The 8,154-nt window shown below is 47.0% G+C and carries 6 protein-coding genes and 1 pseudogene; 3 read left to right on the top strand and 4 right to left on the bottom strand.

The features are described 5' to 3' along the window. Window positions 1-58 precede the first annotated feature (58 nt). From QUB11_RS30380 to QUB11_RS30390, 3 genes are all read right to left on the bottom strand, one after another. Window positions 59-682, bottom strand: a complete 624-nt coding sequence (locus QUB11_RS30380) for an SDR family oxidoreductase (protein WP_333205419.1) — start codon at window positions 680-682, stop codon at window positions 59-61. Between the two features lie 59 nt (window positions 683-741). Continuing rightward, window positions 742-1,920, bottom strand: a complete 1,179-nt coding sequence (locus QUB11_RS30385; protein ID WP_333205418.1) for an NADH:flavin oxidoreductase/NADH oxidase — start codon at window positions 1,918-1,920, stop codon at window positions 742-744. 291 nt (window positions 1,921-2,211) lie between these two features. Then, window positions 2,212-3,306: an acyltransferase gene (locus tag QUB11_RS30390; protein ID WP_333392505.1), complete on the bottom strand. Its 1,095-nt coding sequence runs from the start codon at window positions 3,304-3,306 to the stop codon at window positions 2,212-2,214. A 118-nt stretch (window positions 3,307-3,424) separates the two neighbouring features. On the opposite strand from QUB11_RS30390, the gene QUB11_RS30395 reads away from it, so the two are divergent. After that, the gene (locus QUB11_RS30395) at window positions 3,425-5,740 is read left to right on the top strand and encodes a cation:proton antiporter (RefSeq protein ID WP_333205416.1); all 2,316 of its coding nucleotides are present in this window, start codon (window positions 3,425-3,427) and stop codon (window positions 5,738-5,740) included. A gap of 155 nt (window positions 5,741-5,895) precedes the next feature. Here the strand turns inward: QUB11_RS30395 and QUB11_RS30400 are convergent, their stop codons facing one another. Next, on the bottom strand, window positions 5,896-6,108 hold the full coding sequence (locus QUB11_RS30400; RefSeq protein ID WP_333205415.1) for an Hfq-related RNA-binding protein: 213 nt from the start codon (window positions 6,106-6,108) through the stop codon (window positions 5,896-5,898). A gap of 321 nt (window positions 6,109-6,429) precedes the next feature. On the opposite strand from QUB11_RS30400, the gene dapF reads away from it, so the two are divergent. Together dapF and QUB11_RS30410 are read left to right on the top strand one after the other, a co-directional pair. Further along, window positions 6,430-7,314: a diaminopimelate epimerase gene (gene dapF, locus QUB11_RS30405; RefSeq protein ID WP_333205414.1), complete on the top strand. Its 885-nt coding sequence runs from the start codon at window positions 6,430-6,432 to the stop codon at window positions 7,312-7,314. Between the two features lie 257 nt (window positions 7,315-7,571). Further along, window positions 7,572-8,081: pseudogene (locus QUB11_RS30410) on the top strand (hypothetical protein); the annotation flags it as partial. Window positions 8,082-8,154 lie beyond the last annotated feature (73 nt).

Consider the following 8,154-nt stretch of genomic DNA (forward strand, 5'->3'; position numbering starts at 1 on the left):
TGTTCATTAATTTACCGAGAATCTGGTTCCTAAATCCTAGGTAAATCTAGGTAAATTGTCAACTGCCGTTAACCCCTGATGCCGTATCACCATGAGAGATGGTACTGGTTAACTCAGTCGCAACCGCACCGGGGGAAATGTTGGTAGAACGAATTTCACCGTTTGACTCCAGCCGCAGCCCTTCGGAAATCGCTCGCACCGCATACTTGGTAGCACAGTAAACTGCCCCCGCCGGAAATACTTTATGTCCTGCAACAGACGACAAGTTGATTACGTGCCCGGACTTCTGTTGGCGCATAGTCGGGAGCACCGCAGCGATGCCGTAAAGCACGCCTTTAATGTTGACATCAATCATTTGATCCCACTCATCGACCTTAATCTGGTCAAGGGGAGACAGTGGCATTAAACCCGCATTGTTGACCAGCACATCAATGCGTCCATAGGTTTCCAGCGTTGCGTCTGCCAATGCTTGCATCTGGGCGCGATCGGCCACATCGGTGACTCGATAGGCAACTGTGCCACCTGTTTTTTCGATTGCAGCCACCAAGTCCTTGAGTCTATCTTCGCGGCGCGCAGCAAGCATCAGTTTGGCTCCGCTGGCGGCTAAGCGATGAGCGGTGGCTTCACCTAAACCGCTACTTGCTCCTGTAATGATGACAACCTTGTTTTGAATTTCAGACATATTCACTCCTGTTAATTGATTAAATCGGCTGACCTAAAATCGATCGCAAATTCGCTTAATTACCAAGCGCGATCGTATTGAATTGGAGCAGGAACGGATTGACGTAGTTGCTTGGCAGCCCGCATCGGCCAATAAGGATCGCGCAGCATTTCTCTGGCCAGTAATACCATATCTGCTTGACCTGTACGGATGATGTGGTCAGCCTGCGCGGGTGCAGTAATCATACCAACGGCTCCGGTGGCGATGTTGGCTTCGCGTCGAATGCGATCGGCAAAAATAGTTTGATAACCTGCACCCGTGGGAATCTTTTCACCAGGTACAATTGCGCCTGATGAACAATCGATTAAATCAACGCCCAGTGACTTTAATTTATCGCTGAGTGTAATACTTTGTTCAATATCCCAACCATTTGGAACCCAATCGGTTGCAGAGATGCGAACCCAAAGCGGTGTTCGATCGGGCAAAACATTTCGCACCGCTTGCACGACTTCACATAAAAACCGGATGCGATGCTCAAAAGTGCCACCATAGTCATCTGTCCGTCGATTGCTCAAGGGAGACATAAATTCATGGAGTATATAGCCGTGAGCCGCATGAATCTCGATTACGTCAAATCCGGCTTCGAGGGCGCGTTGGGCTGCCGTGACAAAGGATGCCGTCAACTTTTGAATGTCTTCGATACTCAGAGCCATCGGGGCGGGGCCATCGGGTTCAAATGGAATGGCGCTAGGGGCGATCGAAGTCCATCCTCCCTGAGATTCCGAAAGCACATCGCCGCCATCCCACGGAGGTGCTGTACTGGCTTTTCGACCTGCATGAGCCAGTTGAATTCCAGCAACCGCACCGTTGCGGTGAATTAACTCGACGATTTGCGCCAAATTTTCAATGTGAGCATCGTCCCAGATTCCTAAATCTTGCGGCGTAATTCGTCCTTCAGGCTCGACTGCTGCTGCTTCAGTCATCACCAGCCCTGCCCCTCCTACGGCTCGACTGACGAGATGAACCAGATGCCAATCATTCGCGAACCCATCAACACTGGAATATTGACACATGGGAGAAACTGCAATGCGATTTCGGAAGCTAACGCCACGTTGATCGAATGGCTCAAATAAATGGGACATGGTTGTAAATGCGTGAGTTATAAAATGCACAGATGTCAAGTACAGACTTTCTTCACACTGGGAAGTTGACTCGATCGCCTCTAGCGCAGCCTTTACAGGTGCTACGGCAGGTTTCACCTAATCCTCGTCAGTTTGACTCCCCTGACTGGACACAATCAGAAGTTCAATGGCAATTGACAAAGGTCGCGGGTGCATAGAGATGGCTGTCCACAATGCCAATAATCGGGGGCATCCGAGGGCTTGTCACTATACAGCTCAAATATCTCGACTGAGTGCGTTTTTGAGGAATAAAATCACAGTTTAGGCTTGCGAGTCCGAAAGTAACAATCACCCGTTAGAAGGAGATTAATTTCACAGCCGACTGTATCGGGATTCTTAGCTTCCAACGGCAGCAAACCTTCGGATTTTTTAAAGTCCGCCTTCTGCTTTGGGACGAAACATTTTTTCAACAATATTTTTCCGCAGAAAAACTGTCAATGGTTTTTCTATCAAAGAGTAGAATATGCAACCAAAAACTACGGCGAACACTGCCAGTAGAGCCGGAGCAAAGAAACCGTCGAAATATTTTGCTAAATTCGCCTTTTGCAGAATTTTTGTACTTGCTGAAATCAGCGGCCCGTGGGTCAAAAATATCGAGTATGAGGCATCTCCCAAGAAAATTAAAAGAGCAGGAATTTTCGGGGACTCCTTGAGGTCGATCGAGGTGGCAGCAATGATTAACATAGCTGCTAGGACTGCAAAAGTTGTGACGCGCTCAAACTCTATGTTTCCCCATGCGACGACCATTCCTAAAATAACATATCCTAAATTTGCTATTCCAAACAATATCCACCTGTACTTACCGATCTTATTGTTATATTTAATCACTATATAGGCAGCCAAGCAGCCCAAAACAAATTCTAGATTCATATTGCCAAATAGTTGATTTAGCAAGAAAAAAGATTTGGGGAAATTTATAAGGTTACAAAAATGTAGAATCGTGATAAATAGCCAAGTCGAAAGTATCGGTACAGAATGTTTTGGTTTGAACCAGATAGCTATACTAAACAGGAAGTAAAAATATAATTCGTAAATTAAAGTCCAACCTACATCGAGAATGGGCTTGTCATTTTGAGGAATCAATAGCAGCGAAACAATTACCTGTCCCAAACCTAAATCTTTATTGTTAGCAAAACCGGGAATTACTAGAAAAACACACAAAACTGTCAGAGTAATTATCCAGTATATCGGATATATTCTCACGGCGCGCTTGACTAAAAACGATTTTAACTGGTCTTTTTTACCTATCGCCGATCGGTGAATATACACCATTATGAAACCGCTCAATACAAAAAAGTAATCAACACCGCTCCACCCAGCCTGAAATAAATTAAAAAAAGTAACTTGATTTAATCTCTCGGCGCTCATATCGGTGAGGTGAAACATTACCACTAATACAGCCGCAATCCCTCGATAAACTTGCAAGAGGTTAAGCTTTTTGTGAGCAGTTGAACTCTGTGCCATGAGAAAATACCTGGGTCAAGGGTGGCCGTTGTGCTTGTTCCTCAACTATAGTCAACGCGCCAAACATAGTCAACACATTAGATACTATAATATAACTTTATACTTTTTTCATAAAGTTGTGCAAGAAGACTTCCGACTGATCGTTGACTTAGTTCTAGTTCTCGCTGCTGCCGCAGCAGGAGGACTCTTTGCATCGCTCTTGCGACAGCCGGTAATTCTCGGCTACCTGCTGGGAGGGATCGTAGTTGGGCCGGCTGGTTTGGGGCTGATTAAAGAATTAATTCAGGTAGACACCCTGGCTGAATTCGGGGTTGCCTTTCTGTTATTTGCCTTGGGAGTGGAATTTTCTTTCGCCGAACTCCAGAAAGTTAAAACCATTAGTTTGGGCGGGGGGGGCTTGCAAATTGTGCTGACGATCGCCATTACTACTGCAATTTCCTTGGCTGTAGGCTGGGTAGAATCGCCTCCTCAAGGCGTGTTTTTAGGAGCGATTCTGTCGCTTTCTTCGACAGCAGTTGTACTCAAGTGCTTGATGGAGCGCAATGAATCCGGTACTTCCCACGGTCAAGTCATGCTGGGAATATTAGTAGTTCAAGATTTGGCTTTGGGGCTAATGCTAGCAGTTTTGCCGGCACTCAATCAGCCAGCAGAAGAGATCGGCATGACGGTAGCGTGGGCCCTGCTGCGGATCGGGTTATTTGCTGTCGGTGCTGTAGTCGCCGGCATTTGGATGGTACCGCAGTTGCTGCGCTATTTGGCGAAAACAGAAAGTCGGGAACTGTTTTTGCTGGGAGTTGTGGTGTTGGCTTTAGGGATTGCGCTGCTGACAGAATATTTGGGTTTTTCGATCGAGATGGGCGCATTTGTGGCGGGTTTAATGATTTCCGAGGTGGAATATGCCGACCAAACTCTAACTTATGTCGAGCCTTTGCGAGATATTTTTGCATCCTTATTTTTTGTCACCATCGGAATGTTAATCGACCCGGTGTTTCTGTGGAACCATCTAGAAGTAATTCTGGGACTGGTATTTATAGTATTTGTCGGCAAATTCTTGATTATAACGCCGATCGTCCGACTATTTGGCTATCCGCTAAAAACAGCATTAATCGCAGGTTTGGGCTTAGCTCAAATAGGAGAATTCTCCTTTGTACTCGCTAGTGCCGGCCAAGCTATGGGGCTGGTTTCGCGGAACGTTTACCTGTTAATTTTAGGAACGACAGCAGTCACCCTCGTGCTAACTCCGTTTGTATTGAGAAGCGTGCCGCAGTTATTGAAATGGGCGGAAAATTTCGGGCCTTTGCAGCGCTATTTTGACGAAACATCTCAACCTGTGGCAATAGCTGAAACTTTGCCGGAACAAAATTATGTTGTGGTTTGCGGCTACGGGCGAGTCGGCAGAATTTTAGTCAAAATGCTGCAAAGCCGCAACTGTTCAGTTGTGGTGATCGATGAGTCAGAAAGTAGAATTCAAGAGTGCAGAATGCAAGGAATTCCTTACATTTACGGGAATGCTGCCAGTTTGCACGTATTGGAAGCGGCGCGGGTGGAACGGGCAAAAGCAATGGCGATCGCCCTTCCCGATCCCATGAGCACTCGCTTGTGTCTGAAGCGGGCTTTAGAATTAGTCCCGGATTTGGATATTGTGGTGTGCGCGAACCAAGATAAAGACATCGAACTGCTTTACCAACTGGGGGCTTGGGAAGTCGTGCAGCCGGAGTTTGAAGCCAGTTTAGAACTGTCTTCCCATTTGCTGGCTGGCATGGGACTCTCGGCAATGGCGATCGGGCGGGATGTGCAGCAAATTCGCAGCAGCCGCTATCTGGAATTGCGGCCACCGCGCGAACCTTTGGCGATTTCGCGGGATTTGAAAGTGGCGGTTCGAGATATGAACAGCGAGTGGTACAGCTTGCCGTCGGGTTCTCCCATCGCCAGCATGACTCTGGAAGAAACTAACCTGCGCCAGTTGACAGGGGTTAGCGTGATGGCGATCGTCCGCGAGAATGGCGAGGAAATTGATTATCCCAACGGGAAGACAGCTTTGCAGTCGGGCGATCGACTTTTTGTAGTCGGAGAACCGGAAGAACTCATCAGTTTTGAGTTGCTGGCGAAGGGGGAAGTTGCAGTGCCGCAGGGCGACAGTTCTTGCCAGTGGTTGAGGCTGCCAGCAAACAGCCCTTGGGCGGGCCAAAAACTGTCAGAGGTAGATGTGCTGACGCAGTACGGGGTGCAGGTGCGGGCGATCCGCCGGGAAGGGAAATTTACTCGCTGGCCCGACGGAACTACGAATTTGCAAGAAGGCGATCGTTTGCTGCTGTGTGGCGGCTTCTACGAGCTCGGCTTGATGCAGCGGACGGCCTCACCGCCTGTGCCGCAACCTGCTTTAAAGCTGCCTTTGGTCAAGGCCCAAGTCATCGAAAAGCTGTTTAGCGATTAGTCAGTTGGCAGTTGGCAGTTGACGGTTGACAGTTCAGAGTTGGCAGTTGACTGTGGTGAGCTTTCCAGCCAACAGTCAACAATGCCCAATGCCCAATGCCCAATGCCCAATGCCCAATGCCCCATGCCCCATGCCCCATGCCCCATGCCCCACTCTCAGCCGTTGGGTTTGAGATAAGCAATTGCTGGTCGCGAGATCAGAATTTGTGTTTCTGAGGGATCGAGGAGGCAAATGCAGCTATTATCCTGCCAAAAAATTCTGCCAGCTACTAAGTCGCCGGTAACGAGTTTGATCTCCACCTGTTTTTTGTCTTTGATGTAGCTTTGTATTAAGCGAACGCTGGGCAATCCGGTTTCAAATTCAGACATAGTTCAGAAAAATATAGTCAAATATTACCTTAAACCATATTCTTCTGTTTATACCGTTTAACCCTTACTGCCGCAGCAATTACAAGTGCCTGTGCCCGATGAGAGAGAAACCCATTGGCGGTTAGTTTTCGATCCATATTCATTGAGCCATTGACATCAGCATTAATTAGATATAGATATCCCTGTGGAGTTATAAAAATTATATTTGTTGATATTTGACGACAAAGGACTATAAATTCCATAAAGTTTTATAATAGTGGGAAATGGGTAATTTGGTCATCAAATTATCTAATGAGTTTTAACCAAAAGAGGTTTGTTTTTATGCCGATCGAGTTTGCGAAGTATCACGGACTGGGAAATGATTTTATTCTGATTGACAACCGCCACTCGTCAGAACCGGTGATCACGCCAGAACAAGCTGTGGATTTGTGCGATCGACATTTCGGGATTGGTGCAGACGGTGTGATATTTGCTCTTCCGGGTCAAAATGACACTGACTATACGATGCGGATTTTTAACTCCGATGGTTCGGAACCGGAAATGTGCGGCAACGGAATTCGCTGTTTGGCTAAGTTTATTGCCGATTTGGAGGGGTCTGGAATTCACCCCCCCCAACCCCCCCTTGCTAAGGGGGGGAGTGAATCTAACACTGAGTACCGGATTCACACCGGTGCGGGCGTTATTATTACCGAATTGCGATCGGACGGTCAGGTGAAGGTGGATATGGGAGTGCCCAGGCTGCTGGCTGCGGAAATTCCGACAACTTTGGCTGCAGCGGATGCCAAAGTTATAGATGTGCCGATCGAAGTTGCTGATAAATCTTGGTCTGTTACCTGCGTCAGTATGGGCAATCCTCACTGCATTACCTTTGTAGAGGATGTTTCGGCGGTTGCTTTAGAAACTGTCGGGCCTCAATTCGAGCACAACAAAGCCTTCCCGCAGCGTACCAATACGGAATTTATTCAAGTGGTACGTTCAGACTATGTAAAAATGCGGGTGTGGGAAAGAGGTGCGGGTGTTACTCTAGCTTGTGGGACTGGTGCTTGTGCTGCTGTGGTAGCTGGGGTGTTGGTAGGGAAGTGCGATCGGGCAACTGCTGTTGAGCTCCCCGGCGGCGTTTTGGAAATCGAATGGGCAGAAGTTTCTGGGCGGATTTACATGACTGGGCCGGCACAGCGAGTATTTACTGGTTGTATTAGTCATTAGTCATTAGTCATTAGTCATTAGTTATTAGTCATTAGTCATTAGTTATTAGTCATCAGTCATTAGTCAGAAGGAATTTTTTGTTTAATTAACAAGCAATAAAAATTATTGAATTCAAAATTTTTATTGCATTCTGACCAATGCCTTCCGCCTTCAGAAGTTATTGGCTGCGGACTGAAGACTGAAGACTAATAACTAAGCCTGAAATCTAAAATCTAAAATCTAAAATCTAAAATCTAAAATTAAGTAGGTGGGCTGGCATGGCTGGAGGTATTTATCTGATTCAGGACGACGACAGGCTGGTAGAAATGATGGAACAGCCCTACGACTCGGAAGACCAGTTACAAGAGTTGCTAGTAACTTATCCTAATTTGATCGCGGGAGACCAAATCGATCGGGCGACGGCGCGGAGGTGGCTGTTAATTTCGCGGGAAGCTGCACCCAGCGATGAGGAAACAGCGGTGCAGTGGTCGCTGGATCATTTGTTTCTCGACCAAAATGCAGTTCCTACTTTGGTGGATGTCAGGCGAACTCCTAATGCCGAACTGCGACAAAAAGTGTTGGGTCAGTCGATCGACTATGCTGCTAATGCGTTGGTTTACTGGCCTGTCGATTCAATTATTGCTCTGTTTGAAGCTAATTGTCGCGATCGGGGTCGCGATCCTGAACAGATTTTTGAAGAGTTTCTCGGTGCGGATGCTAATGAAGACAGATTTTGGCAGAAGGTTAAAACTAATTTGCAAGCGGGTAAAGTTCGCTTAGTGTTTGTATAGCCTTTCTCAGAAAGATGAGGTACAATAACAGCAGTGTGTAAACCAGTTAAAAATATTTGACGATGTAACT

The sequence above is a fragment of the Microcoleus sp. B6-A1 genome, assembly GCF_036705085.1.
GTDB lineage: Bacteria > Cyanobacteriota > Cyanobacteriia > Cyanobacteriales > Microcoleaceae > Microcoleus.